This window comes from Plantibacter sp. MPB07 (assembly GCF_046619465.1).
Lineage (GTDB): Bacteria > Actinomycetota > Actinomycetes > Actinomycetales > Microbacteriaceae > Plantibacter > Plantibacter auratus.
The window spans coordinates 2,232,706-2,258,072 of record NZ_CP177043.1; the positions used below are offsets into that span (position 1 = coordinate 2,232,706).

Below are 25,367 nucleotides of genomic sequence, written 5' to 3' on the forward strand. Positions count from 1 at the left end.
GAGCGAACCCCTCCCGGTCACTGAGCCTGTCGAAGTGCCACCGCGGAATCTTCCGCGCGGCGGAGACGTTGGCCCCGGTATGCGATCGATCGTCTACTCCACCAACGGTGACCCGTCCGTCCTCCACCTCGTCGAGCGCGAGCTCCCCGAGCCCGGCCCCGGCGAGGTCCGCATCAAGCTCGCGTTCTCCGGCGTCAACCCGACCGACTGGAAGACCAGGCGCGGCGGCGGCCCCTCGGGTGGCATGCCCTTCCCCGAGGTCGTCCCGAACCTCGACGGCGCCGGCGTGATCGACGCGGTCGGCCCGGCCGCCGGCGACGCGGTGTCCACAACCACCTTCGCCGTCGGCGACCGCGTCTGGGTGTACCTCGCGGCGCACGAGAGCCCGCTGGGCACGGCCCAGGAGTTCACGGTGCAGCCCGTCTCCCGTGTGGTCCCCCTGCCCGACGCCGCGTCATTCGAACTCGGCGCCAGCCTCGGTGTCCCCGCGATGACCGCGCACCGCGCCCTCACCGTCGCGCAGGACGGCCCGACCCGGCTCTCCCCCGGTGCCCTCGACGGCCGGACGGTCCTCGTCCAGGGTGGCGCCGGTGCGGTCGGCAACGCCGCGATCCAGCTCGCCCGCTGGGCCGGCGCGACGGTGATCAGCACCATCAGTAGCGACGAGAAGGCCCGCCTCGCGACCGCCGCGGGAGCGCACCACGTCGTGAACTACCGCGAGGGCGACACCGCCGCGGCGATCCGTGAGGTGGCACCCGACGGCGTCGACCTCGTCGTGGAGGTCGCGATCGCGCAGAACCTCCCCCTCGACCAGGCGGTCCTCGCCCCGCGCGGCACGGTCGTCAGCTACGCCAACAACGGCGGTGACCAGGTCACGCTCGACATCCGTCCGCACATGGGGCTCAACACGCGGCTCCAGTTCATGCTGCTCTACACGGTCGGCGACGCCGCGCTCCACGCCGCCGCTGAGGACATCACCGCCGCGATCGAGGACGACGCGCTCGCCGTCGGCGAAGACCACGGTCTGGCGCTGACGGTGTTCCCGCTCGCTGAGACGGCTGCGGCCCACGCCGCCGTCGAGGACGACACGGTCGGGAAGGTCCTCATCGACGTCACGGCATGACCGCCGGCGCGTCGACGTGACCTGATCAGGGGCGGTACTGGGTGGCCAGTGCCGCCCCTGCCGCACGCAGGTGGACGAGCGGTTCGGCCATCGCCGCCTCGACACCGCCGGCCAGCGCCGTGAGCGATGCCGCCGCGAGGAAGATCCCCTCGGTGGGCGCCTGGATCGCCCCGGCGACGAGCATGGTCCGGTCCGCCGCGAGCCCGGCGACCCAGGAGGCGACCTTGCCGTCGGCCGTCTGGTCGTCGAAGCGGCCCTCGCCCGTGATCACGATCGACGCCGTCGCGGCCGCTTCCGGGAGGGCGATCGCCTCGCCGACACCGCGCGCGCCCGAAGTGGCGGTGGCGCCCCACAGCAGGAGGCCGTAGCCCGCACCGCCCGCGGCACCGGCACCGGGTTCGGCCGCGGCGCGTTCCGCACGGTCCGTCCCGAAAACCTCCGCAGCGCGGCTCACGAACCGGGCCAGGTTGGTGTCGAGGACCGCGACGTCGGCGGTGGTCGCGCCCTTCTGCGGGCCGAAGACCGCAGCGGCACCGCGGTCGCCGAGCAGCGGGTTGGTCACGTCGCTGAGGATGACCGCGCCGTCCGGCGGCAGCGCGCGGAGTCCGGCGGTGTCGATGTCGCGGAGCGTCGCGAGTCCGGCGTTGCCGGGCGCCACCGGTCCACCGTCGGCGTCCACCAGCCGCGCTCCGAGCGCGGTGAGCAGCCCGGCTCCACCGTCCGTGCTGGAGCTTCCGCCGATCGCGAGCAGGAGGCGTCGCGCACCGTGGTCCAGGGCGGCCGCGATGGCCTCACCGAAGCCGACGGTGTGCGCCGCGAACGGCTGCAGGGGGTCGAGCAGGGTCAGCCCGCTCGTCTGGGCGAGCTCCACGACCGCCGAACCGTCGGGCAGCTCGAGCCACTCGGCGTCCACCGGGTCGCCGACCGGGCCGGTGACCGTGATCGGGTGCCGACGCGCCCCGGGCACGGCGGCCGCGAAGGCGTCGAGCGTGCCCTCGCCGCCGTCGGCCATGGGGAGCGATTGCAGGAGATCGTCGGGCCGAATGGTCTGCCACCCGTCGGCGATCGCCTCGGCGACCTCCGCGGCGGTCGCCGTGCCCTTGAACGAGTCCGGTGCGATCACGATGTGCCGGGTCATGTCTTCAGCCTCCCACGGTGGACGGGGTCGGGTGGGTCGAGGCCGTGCTCGTCGTCAGCACCTCGACACCGTCCGGCGTGACCACGACGGTGTCCTCGACCTTCACGCCGGGGGCGGTCGGGTTCCAGGCGAAGGCTTGCCAGAGCTGGACGACGTCGGTCGCCTCAGGCGTGGCGCGCGGATCGCGTCCCGCGTAGCCGGCCGCACCGCCCTGATGGTGCCTCGTCCACTCGTCGGCGTCGAAGCCCCGCTCGGCGTACGCCGCACTCCCCGTGCGGAGGATGTCGGCGAGCGAAGCACCTGGCACGGTGGCGTCGAGATAGGCGCGTTCGACGGCGCGGATGCGCTGCATGTCCGTGGCGAACGGCTCCGCCGGGGTGCCGCCCTCGTCGAACCACCGCGTGAGGTTCACGATGAGCCCGTCGCGGCGGCCGCAGGCGACGAGCATCGCCCGGGAACCGAGTCGCCCCTCGGTCGGCAGCGGGTGCCGGTGGGCGAGTCTGCCCTCCCCGGCGACGAGGAGGACGAGCGGGTCGATACCGGCTGCGACGAGGCGCCCGGCGAGGTCCGCAGCGACCGCGCGTTCCGTCCGGGCGGGGTCGAGCTCGTCGACGAGCGTCTCGAGCGCCGACGTCGTCTCCCGACCGAGCGAACGGAAGCGCGCGAGTTCAGCCGGGAGGAGCGACGCACGTGCGGCGCGCAGCTCGGCGGCGACGTCCGCCTCCTGCAGCACCCCGTCCCCACTCGGCAGCACCGCGTCGATCGGCGTGTGCCACGGCACCGTCCGAACGCGGATGTCGGGCAGCTCCTCGGCCTGCAGCCGGTCTACCTCGTTGGAGGTCGCGACGAGCCACGCGTCGCCCGGCGAGACCACGACCGCGACGATCGGGTCGGCCGCGAGGCTCACGTGGACGCGCGAGCCGTCGAGGTACCAGCTGACCGCTGCGGCGGACCGCAGCACGATCGTGCCTGCTCCGCGGGCCTCCAGGAGCGACGCGAGTCGGGCGTGTTTGCGACGGCGGTCGTCCTCGTCCGGACCGGGCCGCTCGTGGTTCATCGCCGGGCCCAATCGGTCCCGAGCTCGGCGAAGGTGCTGCCGGTGGCGGCCGCTTCCGCGACGAGCTCCTCGATCCTCGGAATGACGGGGCGGCGCTCGTCGCCCGCCCCGAGCCACTCGACGAGATCAGCGGGGATGCGGTGTGGCGCGGGGGCCGACCGGACCGCGTCGAGGACGGCGGTGAAGGCGGACGCGTCGGCCAGGGAGCTGACGAGTGCGGCATCCTCACCAGCCCGGACCGCCTCGCGCGCGCGGAGGAGGTCGGGGAGCAGGTCGGTCCGGCCCGTCGTCCAGCGTCGCAGGGTGACGCCGTCGACGACCAGCTCGACCTCGTCGCGTGTGTAGTGGAACCGGATCGAGCCGAGCTCTCCGTGGACCGTGACCACCGGGTCGGTCGTCTCCTGCGCGCACAGGGTGAGCGCCGCGGTCATGATCGGACCGCGCTGTGGGGTGATGCGGACGACCGAGGTGTCATCGGCCTCGATGTCGTTCGCCCGGTACTGGTCGAGGTCGATGGTGGCGATCGCCGCGCGGTCGGTCGTGACGCCGAGTCGGAGCATGGTCTGGACCGCGTGCGCGAAGGGGTTGGTGACGACGCCGTCCACGACGGGTGTGCCGTCGAGCGTGCGCCTGCCCGACCACGCGGCACGCGTCCAGTAGCCGACGGTGCGGACCCAGGTGCCTCTCGCCTCGAGTGCTGTCACGGCCCCGATCTCCCCGCCGGCGGCGACGTCCGCGATCTCGCCGATCGCGTGCGATCCGAGACTCTGGAACCCGACCTGCACGAGTCCGCCGGTCCGGGCGGCGGTGGCCTGCAGCCGGTCGAGTTCGTCGTTCGAGGTCACCGGAGGCTTCTCGAGCAGGACGTCGGCGCCGTGCTCGAGGGCGGCGACGGCGAGGTCCAGGTGCGTGTGGATCGGGGTCGAGAGGATGACCACGTCCACCCGCCCGGCGGCGAAGCACTCCTCCAGCGAGTCGCGGAGCGGCGCATCCCCGGCAGCGCGGTCCTCCTCGGTGAAGGTCCGGTCGACGAGTCCGACGAGACGGATCGCGCCGGTCGCGGCGAGCGCCCTGGCTGCCGCCACGTGACTGGCGCCATGGCCGTGGATCCCGACGACCACGACGGTCGGGGCGGTGGTGGCGGTGGCGTGGTCGGTGCTGGTCATGCGTCACTCCCTGTGCTGCGCGGTTCAATGCTGCGCGGTTCGGTGCTGCGTTCCTCTGCGGTGAGGAGCGCACGGTGGATGGCGTCCGCCTGCTGCGCGTCCAGAGCGCCGTCGACGACGACCGTCTCCAGACCGGTGACGAGCGGGGTTTCGGCGGTGATGGTGGTGCGGCTGGTGGCGGCGAGCGAGACCCCGATACCCGGGTACTCGGCCGCGCGGACGAACCAGCGGAAAGCATTCGCTGCGGGCTGTCGGAACAGGACCGTGGTGGGGCGTCGAGGCGGCGTCGGGGCGGGCCCGGTGGTGTCGCCCGTCTGTGTGTCAGCGCTCCCGTCGGCGTCGAGGACGAAGGCGACCCAGGCCGCACGCGAGCCGTGCGCGGTCGACTCCCCCGGTCCGTCAGCGCTGAGGACGGACCGGTGGGCGTCCGCGGGCAACCGCCAGAACCATCCGCCGTACCCGGCGCCCTCACGACCGTTGGTGGCCGGCGATCCGATCGTCACCGTCGATCCCGTCGTCCGGAAGACACTGGAGACGGCGACGCGGAGCGCCGACCTCCCGCTCCCGACGCCAGGCACGGCGAACTCCTCGACGACCGTGCGGCGCGACTCCCTCAGCTGCGTCGTCCCGTCGCGTCCGATCCAGTCGAGCGACTGACGCAGCACACCGGCGTCCACCTCGGTCTCGGTGACGCGCTGGACACCGTGGTTGTCGAGCATCGTCGACCCCTGCCCGGCGACGTAGGTGCGACCGCCCCAGTAGGAGACGCCGTCGACGTCGGCGACGGCCATCGAGAGACCGACATGGTGGGGGTGGTCCTCGGGAGCGGATTCCGTGACGACGGTCCCGCCGAGCGACGTGACGGGGTGTGCGAACGGTCGCTGGGCGTCGGTCGGTTCGAGGCCGCTGCCGTCGTGGAGGACGAGGACCTCGCGGTCGCCGAGCCGGGCGGTCAGCTCCGGTGAAATGGGGTGGTCGGGTTCACGCCAGACGGGCGGACTCGCGGCCGGGCGGGCGGCGGCGCTCTCCCGGGCGACGAACCGGGGCCGGAAGACGAGCGGGTGTCCACCCTCCGCACCGCCGATCGTGTCGCGCAGTCTGGTCCACGCCTCGGCGCCGAGCTCGCGTCGCGGGACGGACACCGTGCTGAGCGCCGGCACCGCGAACGCCGCGAACGGGATGTCGTCGAAGCCGACCACACTGAGCGCCGAGGGGACGGACACACCGGCACCGCGGAGCGCCGAGACGAGCCCGAGGGCGACGAGGTCGTTGAAGGCGACCACGGCGGTCGCGTCGTGCTGCACCACCGTGTCGACGACCGTCGCGCCGTCCACCAGCGCTGATCCGGCCGTCACGATGTCGACGGAGAGGTCGTCGTGGTCCGAGCGTGCGCGGGCGATGCCGACCCGTCGGAGGCGATCGCCCTGACTCGCGGTGGGACCCGCGAGGTACAGGATGCGCCGGTGCCCGAGCGCGTGCAGCTCGGCGAGCACCTGCTCCATGCCGCTGGCGTAGTCGATGGACACCGACGGCACGGGCGAGTCGGCGAGCTCGCGGTTGACGAGCACGACCGGGTGGAGTTCGGCGAGCAGCGCTCGAAGCTCCGGCTCGGCCAGACGGGGTGAGCAGAGGACGATCGCGTCGCAGCGACGACGGGCTTCGCGGGCCGCCGCAGCCTCGTCGGCCGGGTCCTCCTCCGTGTCGGTCACGAGGACGCGGTAGCCGTCGGCCGCCGCGGCCCGGGTGACCCCGCGCAGGATCTCCTGGAACATCGGGTTCTCGAGGTCGGGCACGACGACCCCGATGGTGTTCGTGCGGCCGAGCGACAGGCTTCGGGCGAGCATGCTCGGGCGGTAGCCGAGGGCGTCCACCGCGGCGAGGACGCGGTCGGCGATCGCCGCGTCGACGGTCGCCTTCCCGTTGAGCACCCGCGACACGGTGGCCTTCGAGACGCCCGCCTCCACGGCGACGTCCGAGATCGTCGGTGTCGGTCCAGCACTGGGGAACCGGTTGCTCATACGTCCTCGTTCAACTCGTCACGGGTGGTGCCGTCCTCAATCATCCTATAGGCTCGCTCCGAGAAACCGGTTTCCCGGTTTGCGTGGTCGACCCGGTCGACCCGGACGTGGTCAGAGAGGACACCGATGCGCATCATCGTCACCGGCGGTGCAGGACGACTCGGGCGGAGCGTCGCGAGCGCCCTCGCCCAAGCAGGCCACGAGGTCGTCTCCGTCGATCGGACCGACCCCGGACTCCCCGGTGTCGAGGGCCGGACCGCAGACCTCCTCGACCACGATGCGACCCACGAGCTCTTCGCCACCCTGCGGCCCGACGCCGTGGTGCACCTGGCGGCGATCGCGGTGCCGTTCAGCGCGCCGGAGCACGTCATCCTGGCGACCAACCAGACGCTCGCCTTCACCGCCCTCACCGCCGGGATCGCCGCCGGGGCGACCAGGCTGCTGGCCGCGAGCAGCCCGACCGTCATCGGCTACGGTGCCCCGCACGGGTGGACGCCCGAGGCGCTCCCCATCACCGAGGAGCACCGGGTCGCCCCGTGGAACGCCTACGCGCTGTCGAAGGTCGCGATCGAGTCGACGGTCGCGATGCTGGCCCGAGCCCACGGCGACGCCGTCGTGACCGGTGCGTTCCGGCCGTGCTTCGTCGTCTCCCCGGAGGAGTGGGAGGGCGCGCCGACGCAGCAGGGGCACACCATCGTCGACCGGCTCGCCGATCCCGCACTCGCGGCCGTCTCCCTCTACAACTACGTGGACGCGCGTGACGCCGGCCGGTTCGTCGCCGCCTGGATCGATCGTGCCGAAGCCCGACACTCCGGTGAGGTGTACTTCGTCGGCGCCGACGACGCCCTGGCCCTCGCACCCCTGTCCACCCTGCTGCCCGCGCAGGTCCCGAGCACCGCCGGATTCGCCGACGGACTCGTCGACCGAGCCGCCGCCTTCAGCAGCGCGAAGGCCACCGCCCACCTCGGGTGGCGCCCGGAGCACGACTGGCGATCCGCACTCAGCCCCGCCGAGGCTGCCCGGCTCACCGATCTGCTCGCCGCCGACACCGGCCAGCCGGCCACCACTCCTGTTCCAGCCCCAGCCCCACGATGACGAGGACCTCCACCATGCCAGCACCACTCGCCTTCGACGGCGTCCTGTACTTCCCGATCACCCCCTTCGACGCCGCGGGCGAGGTCGACCTTGGGCTCCTCGGCACCCACCTCGAGTCGCGACTCGAACACCGGCCCGGTGGGGTGTTCCCCGCCTGCGGCACCGGCGAGCTGCACGCGATGTCGCCGTCGGAGGCCGCCCGCGTCGTCCGACGGACCGTCGAGGTCGTCGACGGCGCCGTCCCGGTCATCGGTGGCGCCGGAGGAGGCGTGGCGACCGCCAAGGAACTCGCGGTGGCGGCCGAAGAGGCGGGAGCCGACGCGATCCTGCTCATGCCGCCATACCTCGTCTCCGGGCCGGCGGCCGGTCTGCAGGCGTACGTCGAGGACGTCCTCTCGGCGACGAGCCTCCCGGCGATCGTCTACCACCGGAACAACGCCCGGTACACGACGGCGACGATGCGCCACCTCGCCCGCAACCCGCAGGTCGTCGGTTTCAAGGACGGCGTCGGCGACGTCGCGGCCGCCCAGGACATCGTGCTGGCGGTGCACGAGGAGGGACGCGATGACTTCGCCTTCTTCAACGGCCTCCTCACCGCCGAGCTCACGCAGGCCGCCTACCGCGGCATCGGCATCCCGCTCTACTCCTCGGCCGTCTTCGCCATGCTGCCCGAGCTCGCGACGCTGTTCTACCGCGCGTACACCGAGCACGACGAACCGCTGCGCGAGCGCCTGCTCCGCGAGTTCTACCGGCCGCTGGTCGCCCTCCGCGACGAGACCCCCGGCTTCGCCGTGTCGCTCATCAAGGCCGGCGTCCGGCTCGGCGGCCTGCCGGTCGGTTCCGTGCGGTCGCCCTTCGTCGATCCGACCCCCGAGCAGACCGACCGCCTGGAGGCACTCCTCGCAACCGGTGCCGACCTCGTCGCCGAGCACGCGACGCTGGCCGCAGGGCGCTGACGATGACCCGGATCGCCTCCATCACCACCTCGCTCGGCCGGTTCGCCATGCCGCGCCCCTGGGTGCCCGAAGCCCCGTGGCTGCATCTCATCCGCGTGGACGTCGTCGACGACGAGGGGGCGACCGGGTCGGGCTTCACGTGGACGCCGACCATCGGAGCCACGGCCGTCCGGGCGTTGCTCGACGACGACATCTCCGCCGCCGCCGTCGGATCGACGACCGACCCCGAAGCGCTGTGGCCCCGGTTGTGGGCGCATCTGCACGAGGCCGGTGGCGGCGGGATCACGACGATCGCGCTTGCCGGGCTCGACACCGCGCTCTGGGACCTCCGTGGACGACGGGCCGGGCTCGGGCTCTCCGACCTCCTCGGCCGTCGACGCGACACGGTCCGGGCGTACGGCAGCGGGGTGAACCTCCACCTCGACGCCGCCTCGCTCGCCGCGCAGGTCGAGCGGTGGATCGCGGCGGGCTACGACGCCGTCAAGATCAAGGTCGGCAAGCCCGACCTCGCCGAGGACGTCGACCGCGTGACGATGGTGCGCGAACTGCTCGGACCGGACCGCCGGCTCATGATCGACGCGAACCAGCGCTGGGACGTCGACCAAGCGGTCTCCTCCCTGGAACGGCTCGGTGTCGTCGCCCCGGCCTGGATCGAGGAGCCGCTGCGCTCGGACGACACCGCGGGGTACGAACGGCTGCGTCAGGCGACCGACATCCCGATCGCTCTGGGCGAGAACGTGCACACGATCCACCGGTTCCGCGACCTCGTCGACCGTGGCGTCGCCGACGTCCTGCAGCCGAACGTGGTCCGCGTCGGCGGCATCACCCCCTTCCTCGCGATCGCCGCGCTCGTCGACGACGCCCAGCTGACGCTCGCGCCGCACCTGCTCCCCGACCTCTCCGGGCAGCTCGCCCTCGCCCTCGCGCAGCGCACCGAGGTCGAGGACGTCGAGGACGCGGGCTTCGTCGCGATCGGCGCCATCGACCCGCCCGGGCCGGTCACCATCGCGGAGGGCCTGGTGCAGGTCGAGCAGCGCCCCGGCCTCGGCTTCGTGATCCGAGACCGGGCCACGGAGACCACTGCCGTCGCGCACTGACCCCGTCCGCCGCCCGGCCCGCCGGCCGACCAGACGCCCAAATCATCACCTGTCGCATCCGCATCCTCGAGGAGCCATCACCATGCACGACGCCGACCACAGCACCGGCACGATCGACCACACCACCCCCGCCAGGGCGCGCACCGACGACCCGAACGGCGTCGGCGGCCGTATCGACGACAACGACGACAACGACGGCAACGACGGCAACGACGGCAACGACAACAACGACAACAACGACAACAACGACAACAACGACAACAACGACAACAACGACAACGGTACCGACAACGGTACCGACAACGGTACCGACAACGGTACCGACGGCAACGGCAACGGCAACGGAAGCAGCAGCAGCAGCAGCAGCAGCAGCAGCAGCAGCAGCAGCAGCAGCAGCAGCAGCAGCGTGGGCCCCGGCGGCGGCACCGTCACGCCCGCAGGTCACGCTGGCGACGCCGCGTCCGACACGGGCCGTGCCGCCGTTCCGACCGTCGACGAGGTCGCCGCGGCAGCAGCCGCGGCCTCCTCGGAGCTCGCATCCACGGTGCCCTCGACCCGGGCCGCCTGGCTCGAGGCCGTCGCCGACGCCCTCGACGGACGGGTCGACGAGCTCGTCGCACTCGCCGACGAGGAGTCCCACCTCGGGACCGCGCGCCTCACGGGCGAGGTCGCGCGGACGACGGGCCAGCTGCGACTGTTCGCAGCCGTCCTCCGCGACGGGGCCTTCCTCGAGGTCGTCATCGACCACGCTGACGCCTCCGCCACCCCGCCCAAGCCGGAGCTGCGACGGATGCTCCGGCCGACGGGACCGGTGGCGGTCTTCAGCGCGTCGAACTTCCCGTTCGCGTTCTCGGTCGCCGGCGGCGACACGGCGTCGGCGCTGGCGGCCGGATGTCCGGTCATCGTCAAAGCGCACGCCGCCCACCCGCGACTCTCCCGGCTGACCGCGGCGATCGTGGTCGATGCGTTGCGCTCGGCCGGCGCCCCGGACGGCACGTTCGCGCTCGTCGAGGGTCGCGAGCAGGGCACCGCCCTCGTGCAGCATCCTGCGATCACCGCGGTCGGGTTCACGGGCTCACTCGCCGGCGGGCGCGCACTGTTCGACCTGGCGTCGCAGCGGCCGGCCCCGATCCCGTTCTACGGCGAGCTCGGCAGCACGAACCCGGTCGTCATCACCGCGGCCGCACTGCAGGGCGAGGCGGCGGCGGACCTCGCGCGTGGGCTGGCGGCGTCGTTCACGCTCGGTGTGGGGCAGTTCTGCACGAACCCCGGTCTCGTCCTCGTACCGAGCGGCAGCGGGTTCGCCGAGCTCGTCGCTCAGGCGGCGTCCGACGCCGTCGCCGGGCGCATGCTCACGCCGGGCATCGCCGAGGCGTATGCCGCGGGCACCGCTCGCGCCGCCGGCCATCCCGGGGTGCGGACGCTCCTCGGCGGCGAGACGGCGGCTGCGGATTCCGGCGTTCCGACCGTCCTCGCGACCACCGCCGCGACGGTGCTCGACGCGCCAGAAGTCCTGCTCGAGGAGATCTTCGGGCCGGCGACGCTCGTCATCGAGGTCGCGGACGACGCCGAGCTGCACGCGGTCCTGGCCGAGGTCGGTGGCGCGCTCACGGCGACCGTGCACGCGGCGCCCGGTGAGGACGTCACCGGTGTCGTGTCACGGCTCGAGCCGATCGCCGGCCGGGTGCTCTTCGGTGGCTGGCCGACGGGTGTCGCGGTCGGCTGGGCGCAGCACCACGGCGGACCGTGGCCGGCGACGACCTCGCTCCACACCTCGGTGGGTGCGTCGGCGGTACGCCGCTTCCAGCGTCCGATCGTCTACCAGGACGCACCCGAGCGCGTGCTCCCCGAGGCTCTGCACGAGGCGAACCCGCTCCGTCTCCCCCGCCGCGTCGACGGCGTCCTCGAGCTCCCCGACGCAGCCCGCGCCTGACCGCCGTCCGGTCCGTCCCCAACTCAGGACTCCCCCGGCGTGCCGCCGCAACCCGGGCACGACACACCGGACATCTCCTGAGTTGGGGACACCCCGACCAACCACACCCACCCCTGTTCACAACTCAGGACGCACCCGGCGCGCCACCCACCCAGCCCGGTCCCACACCCCAACACGCCGCAACCATCCTGAATTGCGAACACCGCAACCACCGTCCCTAACTCAGGACTCCCCCGGCGCGCCGCCCCAGCCCAGCCCCGGCACACCGGACATCTCCTGAGTTGGGGACACTCCGACCATCCACACCCGCCCACGTTCACAACCTAGGACGCACCCGGCGCGCCGTGCGCCACAGCACCCGCCCCGGGCCCAACATGCCGCAACCATCCTGAATTGCGAACACCGCAACCACCGTCCCCAACTCAGGACTTCCCCGGCGTGCCGCTCCAGCCCGGGCACGACACACCGGACGACTCCTGAGTTGGGGACGAATACCAGGGCGAGTCAGGCGAGGGCGACGGCGAGCCAGGCGCGCAGCCCGGCCTGCATCGGTGCCGACCAACTGTGCGGTTCGTCGTGGAAGGTGCCCGTGTAGGCCGAGTGCTCGGCGCCGACCCGGTACCGCTCCGTGAGGATCGCGTGCGCTTCACGCATGCCCGCCGGCTCGAAGAGCTCGTCGCGCTCGGCGTACTGGACGAGCAGCGGCAAGCGGGGGCGCAGGGATGCGAGCTCCGGCCAGTCACCGACCCGCGACAGCCCCGGTGAGAGGAACGACCACGAGTGCTGATCGGCGTGCCCATCGAGCACACCGTCGAACGTCGACATCATCGCGACCACGCCGGCAGCACGGATCCGGTCGTCCATGGCTGCGAGCAGAACGGCCCGGGCACCGCCACCGGAGAGACCGAAGCACGCGACGGCTCCGGAACGGACCCCGGGCGCGGCCGCCAGCTGGTCGAGCGCGATGAGGTCGTCGCGGAGGACGAGACCAGCGAGCGAGGTGCCCAGGACGCCCAGCTCCTTCGCGAGCTGCGGCTCGTTGGCCGTCGCGAGGAGCTCGGACCGCTGCCCGAGCGACACCGCCGCGACCTCCATCCCGCGTCGGATCGACTCAGCCCGACGGCCGGCGAGCTGCAGGTCGACGGTCCGATGGAAGCGTTCGGCGACGGCCTCGTCCGGGATCCGACGGGACCCCCACCCGAACGCATCGTGCACGAGCACGGTGAACCCGTCGCGCGCGAGGTCGGACGCGACGGCGCGGCCTCCGTAGTACCGGTCGCGGAACGCCTGCAGCTCCTCGCGCGCGACGGTCGACGTGGCGGGGACGCCATCGGGTCCGTCCGCGAGTTTCTCCCGCCCGACGCGCGTGAACCCACCGTGGTCGTGCAGCGCAAGCGCGCCCGGGAGCGCACCTGTCTCGCCGGCCGGCCGCAGAAGCCACGCCGACGTCGGCGCACCGAACCCGGTCGACCAGCGGAGTTCGACCCCGTCGACGCCGTCGCGGGTCCAGCTGCCGAGATCCTCGGGCGGCTCGGTCTGCGCCGGTCGCGGGAGGACACCGAGGACCTCGGCGAGGCGCGTGCGCGTCCTGCCGAGCGACCGGTCGCCCGGGTTGCTCTGGTGCGGGGATGCGCGGAAGCGAGCGGCGAGCGCCCGCAGACGGGAGTCGCGCGCAGGTGAAGGTGTGACCGGTCGGGACCGCACCTCGACGGGCTCGGCGACCGGGACATGGTCCACGACCGAGACGTGGCTAGCGACCGGGACGCCGACCGTTACGGGACCGTCCCGCAAGGCAGCATCCGGGGCCGGGACCGACCCTGTCCGGGACCGAACCTCGACAGGCTCAGCGACCGGGACGGGCTCAGCGACCGGGACGGGCTCGGCGACCGGAACAGTCTCACCGGCCGGGACGGACTCGGTGATCTGGGCGGGCTCGGCCACCGGCTCAGTGGCCGGGGTCGACCCGACGTCCGAGTCAGCGCCGGCGCCGGCATCCGGGCCGGAGCTCACGGCGCGATCGTCGCGACCGGACGCCCGGTCAGCAGCGACTCGTTCCCGGCGATGCCCACCGAGATCGCCCGGACGCCGTCGTCGTAGCCGGCAGGCCGTCCCAGTTCGTCCTCGGTGACGCGGTCGAACAGGTGCCGCAGCAGGAACGCGTCGCCGCCGCCGTGTCCGCCGACGCCCTCGGGGATCTCGATCTCGCGGGCCTCCTCCCAGTGGCGTTGCAGCACGAGGCGTTCCCCGCGCGAGCGCACCGGCGCGACGGACGCGGCGCCGTCCGCGGTCTCGCCGTCGCCGCTCAGGCTCGGGTCGAGGACGACGCGCCCGTCGGCCCCCACGAGCACGGCGGCGCGCTCCACGACCTCGAGCTCGACCCTGCCCTCCGTCCCGTTGATGGCGACGCGATACCCCTCCCACGGTGCGTGGGCGTTCAGGGAGTAGCTGAGCGAGGCGCCGCCGTCGTACTCGACGAGGACGGACAGGTTGTCCTCGATGTCGATCCCGGGCGAGAAGACGTCGCGGTCGCGTAGGTACCCGTCGTGCTGCTCGGCCCGCAGGTAGAGCGACTCGAGCCGCGGGTCGTCACGCAGGTCGAGGGCGAACGGGTCGGTCGAGCGCCCGCGAGCCGCCGCCTCGGCGTCGTCCGGCACCGATCCACGCCCCTGACGCGCCGCGAGCCCGCGCTCGGCCGCGTTGGCGTCACCGTAGAAGCGGAGTCCTCCGGTGGCGTAGACGGAGGCCGGCCGAGCCCCGATCCACCAGTTGACGAGGTCGAAGTGGTGCGACGCCTTGTGGATGAGGAGCCCGCCGGAGTGCTCCTTCTCGCGGTGCCAGCGACGGAAGTAGTCGGCGCCGTGCACGGTGTCGAGCACCCACTCGAAGTGCACGCTCGTCACCCGGCCGATCCCACCGTCCTGCACGATGCGGCGCAGCTCCGAGTTCCGCGGGCTGTAGCGGTAGTTGAAGGTCGTCACGACGTTCCGGCCGCTTTCGGCGACGGCCGCTGCAATGCGCTCGACGCCCTCACGGTCGATGGTGAGCGGCTTCTCGACGACGACGTCGGCACCGGCGAGGAGCGCGCGCGAGACGATCTCGGCGTGCGTGAAGTCGGGGGTCGTCACGATCACCCGGTCGACGCGCTGCTCGGCGATGAGCCGCTCGACGTCGTCAGGGCCGTATCGAGCCGGCAGCGCGACACCCTGCTCGGCGAGGACCGCCTCATAGTGGTCGAGGCGGCCGGGGTTGCTGTCGCTCCAGGCGACGAGCTCGGCGACGTCTGCGTGCGGGCCGACGATGGCGTCGAGGTACATCTGCGAGCGGTGTCCGGTGCCGATGAGGGCGTAGCGTTCGCGGGTCGTGGTCATGCGTGTGGGTCCTTCCGGGTCGGTGCGGCGGGCGCTGTGGTCGGCGCGCTGTCGTGGTGATCGGCACGGCCAGAACGCGACCGTTCGAGCGCGTCTCGACCGGATGCGGCGAGCGCCGCTGCCCGGCCGTCACCGACTACACCGTCGGCGACGACGACGGCGTATCGGAACGCGAGGGTCTCGTCGGCGCCGAAGGGCAGTTCCTCACTGAAGAACGGGGCCGGGCAGAGACCGGCGAACTCCTCGGTGCGCGCGAACCACTGCGGTGGGTGCGCGGGGTTCCGCTCGTCGTCGACGATGACGATGCTCGACGCCGCGGCCGTACCGTCGTGGAGGCCGGTGAACCCCATCCACGCGTGGCGGGTGCCGCGGAGCTCCTCACCGCCGCTCCCGTCGGGGGTGTGCAGGGTGCCGCCGGTGAAGGATCGCGGGCCGCGCCAGAAGAGCCCGCCGTAGCCGGCGTTCTCCCGCCCCTTCGTCGTGGGCGATCCGATCGACAGGTCCCGGCCGGAGACGTTGCGCATCCGGGTCTCGATGGTCAGCGTCCAGTCGCCGGCGGCCGGTCGCACGGTGAGCGCACGCTCCTCGTCGACGAGGTGCCGACCGTCCTCCGTGATCCACCTGAGCGTGTGCGCGAACCGCACCTCGCCCGGGTCGGCACGGGCGTCCGTGACCGCGACGTGCTCGGAGCGACCGTTGTTCGCGAGTTGTTCGTAGGCGGTCCCGGTGAAGGTCGGGCCGCCCCAGAAGTTGTCGTCGCCGACGTGCGGGAGGGCCCAGGCGATCCCGGTGTGCCAGACGTGGTCGTGCGGTCTGGCCAGGGTGACGAGTGCTCCGCCGGCGGTCCGCACCGGGTGGAGATACGGCTTCGGCGACTCGCGCTGGACCGTGTCCGGACGGTAGGTGTACCGCAGGATGTCGATCCCGTCGAGGTGCACGGTGATGGCCGAACCGACCTCGTGCGTCAGCGCGAGACCGGTCGGACGGGGGCGGTGGTCGGTGGTCACGGGATCCCCTCGGGTGAAGCGGTGGTGGAGCTGCCGATCGACAGGCTCAGGGACCGAAGCGGTTCCCTGAGCCTGTCGAAGGGCTGTGGCAGGATCAGCCGGCTGCGACGGCGGCCTTGAGGTCCTTGATGAACCCCTCGGCGGCCTGGTCGGGCGTGTTCTTCCCGAAGAGGACCTGCTCGGTGTACTGCTTGACGAGCGCCTCGATCGCGCTGCCACCGGCAGGCGTGACGGTCGGCGGCTCACCGATGTCGTCGGCGAGCCCGTCGAGGAACTCGACGACCGCCTGGTCGGTCTCGGCCAGCTTCGGCGTGATGTATTCGCGGATCTTCGTGTTGGCCGGGACGCCGCGCTCGGTGAGGAGCGAGTCGGCCGCGGTCTCGCTGTTGGCGAGGAAGTCGATGAACAGCGCAGCCTCGGCGGGGTGCTCGGTCCGGGCGGACGCCGACCAGTACATCGACGGCTTGTAGTACGCCGAACCATCGGCGCCGCCGTCCACCGTCGGCACCCGCAGGAGCTCGAGCGGCGACCCGCTCGCCTCGGTCAGGGCCGTCAGCTGGCTGTTCCACCAGGGGGCGAACGCAGCCGAGTTGGTCGCGGTGAAGGACTCGGCGAGCCCGCCGGCCTGCTTCTCGATGATCGCGGAGGGCGACGGCGTCGCTCCCGCGTTCACGAGGTCGAGGAGGTAGGTCCACCAGGAGGACAGGGTCTCCGGCTTGATGGACACCTCGCCCTTGTCGTTGTACAGCTCGTCGCCGTGCTGACGGGCCCAGTTGTTGAGGCCGCCGTCCTCGAAGCCGAAGGGCTGGAAGCCGTAGATCGATCCGCCACCGGCTGCCGAGACCTGCTCGCTCAGCTCGGTGAAGTCGTCCCACGTCCAGGTCTCGTCGTCGGGCATCTCGATGCCGGCCGAGGCGAGGAGGTCGGGGTTCACGACGAAGGAGTAGCTCGTGATGCCCGAGGGGACGCCGTAGAGCGAGTCGTTGACCGTGCCGGACGTCAGCGTCTCCTTGGGGAAGTCGCCGAGGTCGAGCTGGTCGGTGACCGTGTTCAGGTCGAGGAGCGCGCCCCGGTCGCCGTAGGTGGCGATGTACTTCTCGTCCATCTGGATGATGTCGGGGGTGTCGTTCGCCGCCGTCTCGGTGGCGAGCTTGTCCCAGTAGCCGGCCCAGTCCGTGAACTGCGGCTCGATGGTGATGTTCGGATACTCCTTCTCGAAGGCCGCGATGACCTCCTGGGTGGCCGCCGTGCGGGCGTCGTTGCCCCACCAGGTGAAGCGGAGGGTGACGGGCTCGTCGGACAGTTCGGTGGCGGCGTCGCCCCCGGCGCTGCAGCCGGCGAGGAGGAGGGCTGCGACGGCTCCCGTCGCGATGAAGCCGGCGGCTCTGCCGTGCTTGCTGATGCTCATGCTGTTCCCTTTCGAATCGATCGATCCGGATCCGGAGCTGCTGGATCCGGTGGTGCTGGGTCTGGTGCTGGTGGTCTGGTGCGGGTGCTTCGGTGGTGCTGGTCGGTGGGTCGGGCCTCACTTGCCGCCGGTCGTCGCGATGCCCTTCAACAGGAACCGCTGACCGAACAGGAAGACGAGGAAGATCGGCAGGAGCGAGACGACACTCATCGCGAACATCGGCCCCCACGAGGTGGAGGATTGCGCGTCCATGAACGCCCGGAGGGCGAGCGGCACCGTGTACATCTCCGGTTTCGTCAGGTACAGGAGCTGACTGAAGAAGTCGTTCCAGGTCCAGATGAAGGTGAAGATGGCGGTCGTCGCGAGCGCCGGCACCATGAGCGGCAGGATGATGACCCCGAAGATGCGGGCGTGACCGCAGCCGTCGATGCGTGCCGCCTCGTCGAGTTCCTTCGGGATGCCGCGGATGAACTGCACCATGAGGAACACGAAGAACGCGTCGGTGGCGAGGATCTTCGGCAGGATCAGCGGCAGGTACGTGTTCACGAAGCCGAGCTGGGAGAACATGATGTACTGCGGCACGATGATGACGTGGATCGGCAGCATGAGCGTCATGAGCATCGCCGCGAACCACCAGCGCTTGCCGCTGAACTTCAGACGGGCGAAGGCGTAGGCGGCCATCGAGCAGGACACGAGGTTGCCGACGATGCACCCGAGGACGATGAGCACGGAGTTCAGCAGGAACACGTGGAACGGCTCGGAGAGGGTGTTCCAGCCCTCGCTGTAGTTGCTCACCTCGAAGCTGTCGAGGACGATGCCGGGGTTCCGGAAGATCTCCTCCGTCGGGCGGAGCGAGGAGACGACGAGCCAGATCACCGGGTAGAGCATGATGAAGCCCACGAGGATCAGGCCGATGTGCTTCAGGACCGACTTCCAGGGCGACCACCCACGAGCCCGGCGGTACTGGCGTTCGGCCTCCTTGGCCTCGCGACTGCGGTTCTTGCTGTCCGTCGTGATGGACCGTGTGGTCAGCGTGTCAGTCATCGTAGTTCACCCAGTATTTCGAGGCCCAGAAGTTGATCGCGGTGAAGACTCCGATGATGAGGAGCAGGAACCAGGCCATGGCCGAGGCGTAGCCCATGTCGAAGTTCGAGAAGCCGCGGTTGTAGAGGTACAGCGTGTAGAAGAGCGTCGAGTCGGCCGGGCCGCCCGTTCCGCCCGACACGATGAAGGCCTGCGTGAAGGCCTGGAACGCGTGGATGATCTGCAGCACGAGGTTGAAGAAGATGATCGGGGTGAGCAGCGGCAGGGTGATCTTGGTGAAGCGCTGCCACTTCGTCGCGCCGTCCATCTGCGCCGCCTCGTGGTACATGACGGGGATCTGGCGGAGACCGGCGAGGAAGATCACCATCGGTGCACCGAAGGTCCACACGTTGAGCGTGATGAGCGTGGAGAGGGCGGTCGACGGGTCGGCGATCCAGCTGCGTCCCTCGATCCCGAAGATCGCGATGAACTGGTTCACGAGGCCTTCGCCGCCGAACACCTGCTTCCACAGCACCGCGATGGCGACGGAGGAGCCGAGGAGCGACGGCAGGTAGTACACGGACCGGTAGATCGCGAGGCCACGGAGACCGCGGTCGAGCAGGGCGGCCAGGGCCAGTGCCGCGGCGAGCTGGAGCGGCACCGACACGAAGACGTACACGAACGTGACACCGAGCGAGTTGTGGAGCCGCTCGTCGCCCATCATGCGGATGAAGTTGTCGAGGCCGATGAACTTCGGCGCCTGCAGCAGGTTGTACTTCGTGAAGGACAGCGCGAGCGAGGCGACCATCGGACCGACGGTGATGACGGCGAGTCCGATGAGCCACGGGAGGAGGAACAGGTAGGCGGCCTTGTTGTCGCGGCGGTTGTCCTTCTTGATGAAGGCCTTCTCGGCCGCCGTCTGCGGGCGCTTGCCGGCGCTGAGCTTGCGGAGCTCGCCGAGCGCGCTCACCGAACACCCCTCGCGAGTGTCGTCCTGGGCGCTCCTGGAGTTGCACGGACCACGTCGGACCTCCTTGTCGATCGTCGTTGATGACTTCCCGGAAAGCGTTTCCCGGCTGAGCTGCATCAAGTTCTATCACGGCCCCGTCGGACGATGCAACGATTCAATCCGCATCCGTGTCCGATCTGTGATCACCTGCGACCGAATCGGTTCGAACGCTTGCCTTGACCGCGCGCGCCGTTCTACAGTGACCCGGTAAACGCTTTCCGGATGGCCCGCGGCCGCCGGGACCGGAACACGAACCAGAGGAAGAGCCACCGTGTCAGAGCAGACCATCGGGATCATCGTCAACGGCGCCACCGGGCGCATGGGCTACCGGCAGCACCTCGTGCGCTCGCTGCTGGCCATCCAGGAGCAGGGCGGTGTGCAGCTGTCCGACGGCACCCGACGCCAGATCGAGTTGATCCTCGTCGGCCGCAACCAGGCGACCCTCGACGAGCTCGCCACGCGTCATGGCATCGAGCACACCTCGACCGACCTCGACGCGGTCCTCGCCGACCCCCGCTGGGACATCTACGCCGACTTCCTCGTCACGAAGGCCCGCGCGACCGCGCTGCGCAAGGCGATCGCGGCCGGCAAGACCATCTACACGGAGAAGCCGACGGCGGAGTCCTTCGAGGAGGCGCTGGAACTCGCACGCCTCGCCGCCGAGGCCGGTGTGAAGAACGGCGTCGTACACGACAAGCTCTACCTGCCGGGGCTGCGCAAGCTCAAGCGCCTGATCGACTCGGGCTTCTTCGGTCGGATCCTCTCCGTCCGTGGCGAGTTCGGCTACTGGGTGTTCGAGGGCGACTGGCAGCCGGCGCAGCGCCCGAGCTGGAACTACCGGGCCGAGGACGGCGGCGGCATCGTCGTCGACATGTTCCCGCACTGGAGCTACGTGCTCGAGAACCTCTTCGGTCGGGTCGAGTCGGTGTACGCGAAGGCGACGACGCACATCCCCGAGCGCTTCGACGAGCGGGGCGAGGCCTACGCGGCCACCGCCGACGACGCCGCCTACGGGGTCTTCGAGCTCGAGGGCGGCGTGATCGCCCAGCTCAACTCCAGCTGGACGGTGCGCGTCGACCGCGACGAGCTCGTGCAGTTCCAGGTCGACGGCACGCATGGCTCCGCCGTCGCCGGTCTCTTCGGTTGCAAGGTGCAGCCGCGGAACGTCACCCCGAAGCCGGTGTGGAACCCCGACCTCGCCGACGACCACGACTACGCGGGCGATTGGCAGGACGTGCCGACGAACGACGTGTTCGAGAACGGGTTCAAGACGCAGTGGGAGGAGTTCCTCCGCCACGTCGTCGAGGACGGCCCCTACGAGTACGACCTCCTCGCCGGCGCGCGCGGCGTCCTGCTCGCGGAGCTCGGCCTCGAGAGCTCGCGCACCGGCCGCCGCCTCGACCTGCCCGAGGTGACGCTCGGGGGCACGGGCGACACCGCCGGCGCGGACGAGGAGCTGGCGTCGCTCGAGGCCTCGGTCGCACGATGACCTCCGTCCCGCTGCTCTCGACCGACGGCGCGGTCACCGCGCTGGAGCTCCGCGAGCCCGTCGTGGCCGAGCGCCCGACCACTCCCCTGGCGAGCCGCACCGCCTACGCCGCGGCACACGTCGTGCCGACGGCCTGGGGCGACAACGTGCCGGGCGCGCCCGCCGAGCTCGACTGGGACGCGACGCTCGCCTACCGCCACCACGTGTGGTCGTACGGCCTCGGCGTCGCGGACGCGATGGACACCGCCCAGCGGAACATGGGGCTCGACACCGCCGCCACGCGTGAGCTGATCACCCGGAGCGCCGCGGAGGCCGCCTCCGTCGGCGGCGCGCTCGTCGTGGGCGTCAACACCGACCATCTCACCGACGAGACCGTCTCGCTCGACGCGGTCGCCGACGCCTACCTCGAACAGCTCGCGTTCGCCGAGGACGCGGGCGCCGGGACCGTGCTCATGGCCAGCCGACACCTGGCGAGGGCCGCGCGGTCCGCCGACGACTACCGTCGCGTCTACGACCGGGTCCTGTCGGCGGCGCAGGCACCCGTGGTCCTGCACTGGCTCGGCACGGCGTTCGACCCGAGCCTCGAGGGCTACTTCGGCGCAAGCGACGTCGCCGAGGCCTCGGACACCCTGCTGCGCATCATGACCGACCACGTCGACCACGTCGCCGGGGTCAAGATGAGCCTCCTCGACGCCGACGCGGAGATCGCCGTCCGACGTCGCCTCCCGGCCGGCACGACGATGTTCACCGGGGACGACTTCAACTACGTCGACCTCATCGCCGGAGACACGGTCGGACACTCCGACGCCCTGCTCGGTGCGTTCACCGCGATCGCTCCGGCCGCGTCCGCCGCGATCCAGGCGCTCGACGCCGGCGACCCGGCCGCCTACGAGCGGATCCTCCGACCGACCGAGGCCCTGTCTCGGCAGATCTTCGCCGCGCCGACCTACTACTACAAGACGGGCATCGCCTTCCTCAGCTGGTTGAACGACCACCAGCCGGCGTTCTCGATGGTCGGCGGCTTGCACGCTGCCCGGAGCCTGCCGCACCTGTCGGAGATCGTGCGCCTCGCCGACGCGGCCGGCGCACTCGAGCACCCGGAGCTCGCCGCCGAACGCTGGACGGGCCTGCTGCGCACGGCCGGTGTCGTCGGCACGCTGACCACTGCGGGAGGAACCCGATGAGCACCACCGCCCTTCGACAGGCTCAGCGACCGGCGGGACAAGCCGAGGGACCGGCGGGCGGCAGCACCACCCCGCACCCGCGACTCTCGGTCAACCAGGCCACGATCAAGTACGCCACCCTCCCGGAGGCGGTCGCAGCCGTCACGGCGGCCGGTGTCACGAGCTTCGGCGCCTGGCGCGAGCCCGTGCAGGAGTACGGCGTCGCCGCCTCGGCGAGCCTCCTCACGGACAGCGGCCTGCGTGTCTCGAGCCTCTGCCGTGGTGGCTTCTTCACCATGCCCGAGGGGCCGGCTCGCCGGAGGTCGATCGACGACAACCGGACCGCGATCGACGAGGCCGCCGCCCTCGGCGCACCGGCCCTCGTCCTCGTGGTGGGCGGCCTCCCGGCCGGATCCCGTGACCTCATCGGCGCCCGCGAACTCGTCCGAGACGCGATCGGTGAACTCACCGACCACGCGCTCGAGTCCGGCGTGCAGCTCGCCATCGAGCCGTTGCATCCGATGTACGCCTCGGACCGCGCGGTCGTCTCGACGCTCGGTCAGGCCCTCGACATCGCCGAGCAGTTCGCTCCGGAGGCCGTCGGAGTGGTCGTCGACACCTTCCACATCTGGTGGGACCCGCAGGTGCTCGAGCAGATCGCCCGCGCGGGCGCGACCGGTCGGATCTCCAGCTACCAGGCGTGCGACTGGGCGACGCCGCTCGCCGCGGACGTCCTCCTCTCCCGGCACTACCCGGGCGACGGTGTCGTCGACTTCGGCTCGCTCACCCGTGCCGTCGAGGCGGCGGGGTACACCGGCGACATCGAGGTCGAGCTCTTCAACCAGGACATCTGGGACAGCCCGTTCCAGCAGGTGGTGGATCGCACCGTCGACGCGTTCCAGGCGACGGTCGTCCCGCACCTCGACCACGACGACGACGCGATCCACCACCCCTGATCGCCGCGGCCGCCCTGTGGCAGAGTGTGTCTCAGCAGCCGCCAGTACGAAGGAGCGCCATGTCGGTCGACGAGCACCGGGCGACGCCGGTCCCACCGACGCTGCACGACGTCGCCCGTGAGGCGGGGGTCTCCCTCGCCACCGCGTCGCGCGCGCTCAACGGGAGCACCCGGACGGTCAACGAGACGTTCCGTCGGCGGGTCCTCGACGCCGCGCTCCGGCTGAACTACACGCCGAACCTGTCGGCCCAGGCGGTCGCGAAGGGGCTGTCGTCGACGATCTCGCTGCTCGTGAGCGACATCGCCGACCCGTACTTCTCGTCCATCGCGGCCGGGGCCATCCGCGCGGCCGACGAGCAGCGCATCGCCACGACCATGGCCGTCACGCACCGCGACCACGAGCGCGAACTCGAACTCGTGCGGGTGCTCCGCGGGCAGCGGCCACGCGCCATCATCCTGACGGGCAGTCGCTGGGACGGGGTCGCGTCGGAGCACCGGCTGTCGGATGAGCTCGCGGCCTACGAGTCGACGGGCGGACGCGTCGTCCTCGTCTCGCAGCGGACGCTCCCGTTCGCCACGGTGCAGCTCGGCAACGCGACCGGTGCCCGCGAGCTGGCCCGGGAGCTCGTCGGTGCCGGGTACCGCCGGTTCGCCGTCATCGCCGGCGACGACCGCCTGCTCACCTCCCGCGAGCGCGTGAGCGGGTTCGCGGAGGGTTTGGCCGAGCACGGCATCGCGATCCATCCGTCGAGGATCGTCCGGGCCGAGTTCACCCGCGACGGCGGGCGCCAGGGTGCCGCCGAACTCCTGCAGCTGGGACTCGACGACGTCGACCTGGTCTTCGCCGTCAACGACGTGATGGCGATCGGGGCGATGTCGGCGTTCCGCGCGGCCGGACTCCGCCTTCCCGAGGACCTCGCGGTCGCCGGCTACGACGACATCGCGACCTCCCGCGACGTCACCCCGGCGCTCACCACGGTCGCCGTGCCGCTCGAGGCGGTCGGTGAGCACGCGGTGCGGCTGGCGCTTGACGCGGCGACGGACAGCACGACGACGGAGCCCATCGGGGCGACGGTCCTCCTCCGCGAGAGCACGCCACCGCGCGTCTGACTCGCCAGTCCGTCTCCTCCCCCGGGGCGTTCACCGGGGCACAACTCCTGCAGCTCGCCCCGATCGGGGTGTGCAGCGTCCGACTCAGTGGCCCTGGGGCCATGCAGCAGGAGTTGCGGACAGCAGCACGCCCTGAGCCTGGTGTCCTCGGAAGGGGACGCGTTCACCTCCACACAGCCGAGGTGCGCACTCGTTTCCGCGCACAACTCCTGCTGAGGGCGGCTGGACCGCCCGACACGGCACCGACAGCCGGGTTCCGGTGCCGTCCAGCAGGAGTTGTGAACGCGAGACAGCTGCTACTCGGCGACGTGCTCCTGGAACCACGGCGTGTAGGCGGCGACCTTGGTGCGGTGGCCGGCGCCGGCGACGAGTCGCTTGACGTGCTCGCGGACATTGACCGTCGCGACACCGATCACGGTGACGCGGTCGAACGGCACGGCGTCGGCGACGAGCACCTCGGCGCGTCGGAGGGCCGCGGAGTCCTCGTCGGTCGCGAAGCGCTGCACCATGCGGTCTGCGGTCATCGCGTTCGCGCCGATGCTCGTGAGCACGTGGGAGGCGTCACCGTCGGCGACCACGACCCGCGCGCGGGAGGGCCGGCCGGTGTCGGCGTCGAACTCGCCCGGGTGCACGGCTGCGCCGTCGATCGTGGTGACGAGCACGACGTAGTCGTTGACCGATGACGCGAACGCCTCGGCGGACAGACGGACGTCGTGCTCGCCCGCGCGGATGCCCGCCCAGAGGTCGGCGTCCGGGGTCAGGAAGAACGGGACGAAGTCGGCGGGCGTCAGGTCGTCGGTGCCGGCGAGCACCATCGTGCGTCGCGCTTCGCGGTGGCTCGCGGCGGCGATGTCGACGACCGGCCCGTCGGGGAGCGCCGGGGAGGCCACCGGCAGGATGCTACCGGTCTCGAGGATGCGCTCGAGATTGCGGATGTGGGTGACGTGGTACAGCCGCTGCTCGCCGACGCGCACCACGGGCAGCGCTGCCGCCGCCTTCGTCACCGTCTTCGTGGTGGCCGCGGTCCGCACGCGGGTCGGGGCCGGCTCGCGGAGCGAGGGAGCGACCGTCGACCGACGGACCTTGGGAGCGGGTGGTTCAGCGACCGGCACCTCGCGGGGCGGCGGCGGGAAGCAGGTCGCGCAGAGTCCGTTGTCGAAACCGTGTTTGCATTCGTCGCTCAAGAGAGTCCTTCTGCAGTCCGGCTCCGAGACACGAGGAGCGGGTCACTGGGGGGACGAGCCGAGACGTA

The 25,367-nt window shown here is 71.5% G+C and carries 20 protein-coding genes; 9 read left to right on the forward strand and 11 right to left on the reverse strand.

Annotation, left to right across the window (positions count from 1 at the left end; translation table 11 throughout):
- The first annotated feature begins 79 nt into the window (after nucleotides 1–79).
- Entirely contained in the window at nucleotides 80–1,123 is a 1,044-nt protein-coding gene (locus ACLIME_RS10210) for an NADPH:quinone reductase (RefSeq protein ID WP_411556843.1), read from the forward strand.
- Nucleotides 1,124–1,148: 25 nt separating this feature from the next.
- Here ACLIME_RS10210 and ACLIME_RS10215 read toward each other — a convergent pair whose 3' ends face one another.
- The 4 genes from ACLIME_RS10215 to ACLIME_RS10230 are packed head-to-tail and all read right to left on the reverse strand — an operon-like array spanning nucleotide 1,149 to nucleotide 6,502.
- Nucleotides 1,149–2,261: a glycerate kinase gene (locus ACLIME_RS10215; RefSeq protein ID WP_411556844.1), complete on the reverse strand. Its 1,113-nt coding sequence runs from the start codon at nucleotides 2,259–2,261 to the stop codon at nucleotides 1,149–1,151.
- Nucleotides 2,262–2,265: 4 nt separating this feature from the next.
- The gene (locus tag ACLIME_RS10220) at nucleotides 2,266–3,318 is read right to left on the reverse strand and encodes a M24 family metallopeptidase (protein ID WP_411556845.1); all 1,053 of its coding nucleotides are present in this window, start codon (nucleotides 3,316–3,318) and stop codon (nucleotides 2,266–2,268) included.
- Complete coding sequence (locus ACLIME_RS10225; RefSeq protein WP_411556846.1) at nucleotides 3,315–4,484, reverse strand: Gfo/Idh/MocA family protein; 1,170 nt, start codon at nucleotides 4,482–4,484, stop codon at nucleotides 3,315–3,317. The genes ACLIME_RS10220 and ACLIME_RS10225 overlap by 4 nt, the downstream gene beginning before the upstream one ends.
- Nucleotides 4,481–6,502: a DUF6807 family protein gene (locus ACLIME_RS10230; RefSeq protein WP_411556847.1), complete on the reverse strand. Its 2,022-nt coding sequence runs from the start codon at nucleotides 6,500–6,502 to the stop codon at nucleotides 4,481–4,483. The genes ACLIME_RS10225 and ACLIME_RS10230 overlap by 4 nt, the downstream gene beginning before the upstream one ends.
- A gap of 126 nt (nucleotides 6,503–6,628) precedes the next feature.
- Between ACLIME_RS10230 and ACLIME_RS10235 the strand changes: the two genes are divergently transcribed.
- The 4 genes from ACLIME_RS10235 (at nucleotide 6,629) to ACLIME_RS10250 (ending at nucleotide 11,583) form a co-directional block, all read left to right on the forward strand.
- On the forward strand, nucleotides 6,629–7,597 hold the full coding sequence (locus ACLIME_RS10235) for an NAD-dependent epimerase/dehydratase family protein (RefSeq protein WP_411556848.1): 969 nt from the start codon (nucleotides 6,629–6,631) through the stop codon (nucleotides 7,595–7,597).
- Between the two features lie 14 nt (nucleotides 7,598–7,611).
- Nucleotides 7,612–8,553 carry a 5-dehydro-4-deoxyglucarate dehydratase gene (locus tag ACLIME_RS10240; RefSeq protein ID WP_124769998.1) on the forward strand — a complete coding sequence of 314 codons (942 nt, stop codon included), beginning with the start codon at nucleotides 7,612–7,614 and terminating at the stop codon, nucleotides 8,551–8,553.
- 2 nt (nucleotides 8,554–8,555) lie between these two features.
- Nucleotides 8,556–9,650: a mandelate racemase/muconate lactonizing enzyme family protein gene (locus ACLIME_RS10245; protein WP_411556849.1), complete on the forward strand. Its 1,095-nt coding sequence runs from the start codon at nucleotides 8,556–8,558 to the stop codon at nucleotides 9,648–9,650.
- Between the two features lie 406 nt (nucleotides 9,651–10,056).
- The gene (locus tag ACLIME_RS10250; RefSeq protein ID WP_411558788.1) at nucleotides 10,057–11,583 is read left to right on the forward strand and encodes an aldehyde dehydrogenase (NADP(+)); all 1,527 of its coding nucleotides are present in this window, start codon (nucleotides 10,057–10,059) and stop codon (nucleotides 11,581–11,583) included.
- Between the two features lie 504 nt (nucleotides 11,584–12,087).
- On the opposite strand, the gene ACLIME_RS10255 is transcribed toward ACLIME_RS10250, so the two are convergent.
- The 6 genes from ACLIME_RS10255 to ACLIME_RS10280 form a co-directional block, all read right to left on the reverse strand.
- On the reverse strand, nucleotides 12,088–13,320 hold the full coding sequence (locus tag ACLIME_RS10255; protein WP_411556850.1) for a dienelactone hydrolase family protein: 1,233 nt from the start codon (nucleotides 13,318–13,320) through the stop codon (nucleotides 12,088–12,090).
- Between the two features lie 269 nt (nucleotides 13,321–13,589).
- Complete coding sequence (locus tag ACLIME_RS10260) at nucleotides 13,590–14,951, reverse strand: Gfo/Idh/MocA family protein (RefSeq protein WP_411556851.1); 1,362 nt, start codon at nucleotides 14,949–14,951, stop codon at nucleotides 13,590–13,592.
- Nucleotides 14,948–15,958, reverse strand: a complete 1,011-nt coding sequence (locus ACLIME_RS10265; protein ID WP_411556852.1) for a PmoA family protein — start codon at nucleotides 15,956–15,958, stop codon at nucleotides 14,948–14,950. Before ACLIME_RS10265 ends, ACLIME_RS10260 begins: the two co-directional genes overlap by 4 nt.
- A gap of 94 nt (nucleotides 15,959–16,052) precedes the next feature.
- Nucleotides 16,053–17,366, reverse strand: coding sequence for an ABC transporter substrate-binding protein (locus tag ACLIME_RS10270; protein WP_124767322.1), 1,314 nt, complete (start codon nucleotides 17,364–17,366; stop codon nucleotides 16,053–16,055).
- A 117-nt stretch (nucleotides 17,367–17,483) separates the two neighbouring features.
- On the reverse strand, nucleotides 17,484–18,410 hold the full coding sequence (locus ACLIME_RS10275) for a carbohydrate ABC transporter permease (RefSeq protein ID WP_079706749.1): 927 nt from the start codon (nucleotides 18,408–18,410) through the stop codon (nucleotides 17,484–17,486).
- Nucleotides 18,403–19,359 (reverse strand): carbohydrate ABC transporter permease, encoded by a 957-nt coding sequence (locus ACLIME_RS10280; protein ID WP_079706748.1) that lies wholly within the window; start codon nucleotides 19,357–19,359, stop codon nucleotides 18,403–18,405. Before ACLIME_RS10280 ends, ACLIME_RS10275 begins: the two co-directional genes overlap by 8 nt.
- A 358-nt stretch (nucleotides 19,360–19,717) precedes the next feature.
- Between ACLIME_RS10280 and ACLIME_RS10285 the strand changes: the two genes are divergently transcribed.
- From ACLIME_RS10285 to ACLIME_RS10300, 4 genes are read left to right on the forward strand one after another with little or no spacing between them, the layout of a single operon-like run.
- Nucleotides 19,718–20,887 (forward strand): Gfo/Idh/MocA family protein, encoded by a 1,170-nt coding sequence (locus tag ACLIME_RS10285; RefSeq protein WP_411558789.1) that lies wholly within the window; start codon nucleotides 19,718–19,720, stop codon nucleotides 20,885–20,887.
- Nucleotides 20,884–22,071 carry a dihydrodipicolinate synthase family protein gene (locus ACLIME_RS10290; protein ID WP_411556853.1) on the forward strand — a complete coding sequence of 396 codons (1,188 nt, stop codon included), beginning with the start codon at nucleotides 20,884–20,886 and terminating at the stop codon, nucleotides 22,069–22,071. The genes ACLIME_RS10285 and ACLIME_RS10290 overlap by 4 nt, the downstream gene beginning before the upstream one ends.
- Nucleotides 22,068–23,006, forward strand: a complete 939-nt coding sequence (locus tag ACLIME_RS10295; RefSeq protein WP_411556854.1) for a sugar phosphate isomerase/epimerase family protein — start codon at nucleotides 22,068–22,070, stop codon at nucleotides 23,004–23,006. The genes ACLIME_RS10290 and ACLIME_RS10295 overlap by 4 nt, the downstream gene beginning before the upstream one ends.
- A gap of 59 nt (nucleotides 23,007–23,065) precedes the next feature.
- Nucleotides 23,066–24,115: a LacI family DNA-binding transcriptional regulator gene (locus tag ACLIME_RS10300; RefSeq protein WP_411556855.1), complete on the forward strand. Its 1,050-nt coding sequence runs from the start codon at nucleotides 23,066–23,068 to the stop codon at nucleotides 24,113–24,115.
- Between the two features lie 296 nt (nucleotides 24,116–24,411).
- On the opposite strand, the gene ACLIME_RS10305 is transcribed toward ACLIME_RS10300, so the two are convergent.
- Nucleotides 24,412–25,299 carry a DarT ssDNA thymidine ADP-ribosyltransferase family protein gene (locus ACLIME_RS10305; protein ID WP_411556856.1) on the reverse strand — a complete coding sequence of 296 codons (888 nt, stop codon included), beginning with the start codon at nucleotides 25,297–25,299 and terminating at the stop codon, nucleotides 24,412–24,414.
- Nucleotides 25,300–25,367: the final 68 nt, after the last annotated feature.

Bases quoted from the DNA above. Each gene is read 5' to 3' on its own strand.
- ACLIME_RS10210 (WP_411556843.1), top strand. From the start codon at position 80: ATGCGATCGATCGTCTACTCCACCAACGGTGACCCGTCCGTCCTCCAC.
- ACLIME_RS10215 (WP_411556844.1), bottom strand. From the start codon at position 2,261: ATGACCCGGCACATCGTGATCGCACCGGACTCGTTCAAGGGCACGGCG.
- ACLIME_RS10220 (WP_411556845.1), bottom strand. From the start codon at position 3,318: ATGAACCACGAGCGGCCCGGTCCGGACGAGGACGACCGCCGTCGCAAA.
- ACLIME_RS10225 (WP_411556846.1), bottom strand. From the start codon at position 4,484: ATGACCAGCACCGACCACGCCACCGCCACCACCGCCCCGACCGTCGTG.
- ACLIME_RS10230 (WP_411556847.1), bottom strand. From the start codon at position 6,502: ATGAGCAACCGGTTCCCCAGTGCTGGACCGACACCGACGATCTCGGAC.
- ACLIME_RS10235 (WP_411556848.1), top strand. From the start codon at position 6,629: ATGCGCATCATCGTCACCGGCGGTGCAGGACGACTCGGGCGGAGCGTC.
- ACLIME_RS10240 (WP_124769998.1), top strand. From the start codon at position 7,612: ATGCCAGCACCACTCGCCTTCGACGGCGTCCTGTACTTCCCGATCACC.
- ACLIME_RS10245 (WP_411556849.1), top strand. From the start codon at position 8,556: ATGACCCGGATCGCCTCCATCACCACCTCGCTCGGCCGGTTCGCCATG.
- ACLIME_RS10260 (WP_411556851.1), bottom strand. From the start codon at position 14,951: ATGACCACGACCCGCGAACGCTACGCCCTCATCGGCACCGGACACCGC.
- ACLIME_RS10270 (WP_124767322.1), bottom strand. From the start codon at position 17,366: ATGAGCATCAGCAAGCACGGCAGAGCCGCCGGCTTCATCGCGACGGGA.
- ACLIME_RS10275 (WP_079706749.1), bottom strand. From the start codon at position 18,410: ATGACTGACACGCTGACCACACGGTCCATCACGACGGACAGCAAGAAC.
- ACLIME_RS10285 (WP_411558789.1), top strand. From the start codon at position 19,718: ATGGGCTACCGGCAGCACCTCGTGCGCTCGCTGCTGGCCATCCAGGAG.
- ACLIME_RS10290 (WP_411556853.1), top strand. From the start codon at position 20,884: ATGACCTCCGTCCCGCTGCTCTCGACCGACGGCGCGGTCACCGCGCTG.
- ACLIME_RS10295 (WP_411556854.1), top strand. From the start codon at position 22,068: ATGAGCACCACCGCCCTTCGACAGGCTCAGCGACCGGCGGGACAAGCC.
- ACLIME_RS10300 (WP_411556855.1), top strand. From the start codon at position 23,066: ATGTCGGTCGACGAGCACCGGGCGACGCCGGTCCCACCGACGCTGCAC.